Here is a 2024-nt window from a genome sequence, read left to right as displayed (position 1 = left end):
GTTGAATGAAAAAACTGTCAAGAGCAGTAGAACCAGGGCACAATGCATAAGGCTCTCGCAATTTTCATGGGCGGGGGCGAATAGTGCTCCTATTCATGAAGGTTTAACAAGGAAATCAGCTCCGTTGATATGGATTTCATCCTGGGCACCATCTCAAACCCATTGAGACGTAAGCTGATCAAGCTGGTTCATCATCAGTCCATGCGCTTTATGGAGCTAAATCGTGAACTCTCCCTGGTTGACCACACACGGTTGGTATTCCACCTCAAGCTGCTGAAGGACTGCGGCCTTATCACGCAGGACGCAAGCAGGGCATACGTGCTTACAGACAGGGGTGCCAGGGTCTACAAGGGGATGATGGTGCTGGAGACGTTCCTTGTAACGGAATCATGACAGGCCTGACCTGCAAGATTGCCGGCATGTAATGTCGGCTACGTATATGGCCTGAAGTCTTTATCAGGGCGGATGAAGGTCTCCGATTGGTTGATGTCGCTGACGTCGTTGATCGTCAGACAATCGCCGCAGACCACCCCGTGCTCACCCCTGAGCAGACGACGGCGGATGTCTCTGACCCGCTCCGACCTCAAAATCGCACTAAAGGAACTCTCATTGATGTTGCCAACAACGCCGCTGTGACAGAGCTTGACATCCCCGTTGCTTGCGATGATGAAATAGAACCACGGATAGGCACACTGCGACTTGGCTGCAGTCACCGGCTGCCTCTGCGAAAACAACGGCGGATGCAACAACACAACATCCGGGGGGTTGATGTCAAACTTGAGCCTCAGTGAGCTGATCGTCCTGTCATACAGCTCCTGGTGGTAAAACAGCGACTGTTCAAACAACTCCTCAAATGGTCGTGCCAGCCTGGCGTGTCTCAACTGCACGACACCAACACCATAATCCCCGGCAAAATCATAGAGATGGTTCAAGTCTTCGATGTTTGAGCGTAGCATGGTGTAGTTTATCCTGACCGTTGGTGATTTTACCTTGCCGCGATGAGCCTTGATAGCGCTCAGAGCAGCCAGGACGCTGTTGAAGTTGCCATTTGGCCGGATGCGGTTGTAGGTTGCCTCGGTCAGACCATCGATGCTGATGATGAATTCATCCAGCAAGCCCTCCGTTACGATGCTGCCAATGGTGTTGTCATCCAGGAGGGTTGCGTTGGTACACACGCTGATGACGCCGTGACAATAGCGCCTGGCAACTCTCAGGTAGTCTATGAAGTCTCTGGTCAGAAATGGCTCATACCCGCAGGAAAGCTCCAGCACTCGCACCATCCCAAAGATGTCCCTGGCAAGACACTCAAATATCTCAAGGGGCATCACACTGAGCTGCTGCCTGAACTCCTTGCGGGACATATAGCACATGATACAGCGCAGATTGCAGGCGTTGCTGGTATCGATGGCAAGGCGGTAGACGGGGAGGTTAAAGGCCTCCAGTGCCCTGACGGCGGCAATCTTAAGGGGGCGCAGCTTAAGACCGTTGTAGAGCCTTCGCAGTAGGTACTTATCCACTTAATGAATCAATTGCTTGCGACGTTTTGTCTTAGACTCAGATTTCAGAAGATTTGCTACCTTTAGTGCGGCCTCGGAGGGAGATTTTTCATGAAAGCAAGCTGTCGCCTTTAAACGTACAGGAAAACTCTCATATGACACATCATCGATAACAACGGGTATGATTCTCTTTTCATCTGCTATCGCAACGCCTATCTCAAAGAAAACCCATTGACTGGTAATGCTGTGCTCACTGATAATTACCACCATGACGTTGCTCTCTCTTAAAGCCTTTTCCATTAAGTCTACGACACTGCTTCCCTGAACAATATTTTTATCTTTCGTGAAAAACCATACAGTTATCCCTGTCTGCCTTAATTCATTAAAGAACAATGAAACCCACTCACTATCTTGCATTGCGCTGGAGATAAAAATATTGTTCAGGGAAGCAGTGTCGTAGACTTAATGGAAAAGGCTTTAAGAGAGAGCAACGTCATGGTGGTAATTATCAGTGAGCACAGCATTACC

3 protein-coding genes are annotated in these 2024 nt (G+C 49.6%); 1 reads left to right on the top strand and 2 read right to left on the bottom strand.

Features of this window, described 5'->3' with window-relative positions; genetic code table 11:
- Positions 1–129 precede the first annotated feature (129 nt).
- Entirely contained in the window at positions 130–393 is a 264-nt protein-coding gene (locus HWQ67_RS17145; RefSeq protein WP_218253910.1) for a hypothetical protein, read from the top strand.
- 38 nt (positions 394–431) lie between these two features.
- Here HWQ67_RS17145 and HWQ67_RS17140 read toward each other — a convergent pair whose 3' ends face one another.
- Positions 432–1517: a radical SAM protein gene (locus HWQ67_RS17140; RefSeq protein ID WP_218253909.1), complete on the bottom strand. Its 1086-nt coding sequence runs from the start codon at positions 1515–1517 to the stop codon at positions 432–434.
- Positions 1518–1925 (bottom strand): toll/interleukin-1 receptor domain-containing protein, encoded by a 408-nt coding sequence (locus tag HWQ67_RS17135; RefSeq protein ID WP_320414582.1) that lies wholly within the window; start codon positions 1923–1925, stop codon positions 1518–1520.
- Positions 1926–2024: the final 99 nt, after the last annotated feature.

Origin of the sequence: Candidatus Magnetobacterium casense (genome assembly GCF_019173545.1) — a bacterium.
GTDB lineage: Bacteria > Nitrospirota > Thermodesulfovibrionia > Thermodesulfovibrionales > Magnetobacteriaceae > Magnetobacterium > Magnetobacterium cryptolimnobacter.
This window is presented reverse-complemented; position numbering and strand designations above follow the sequence as displayed.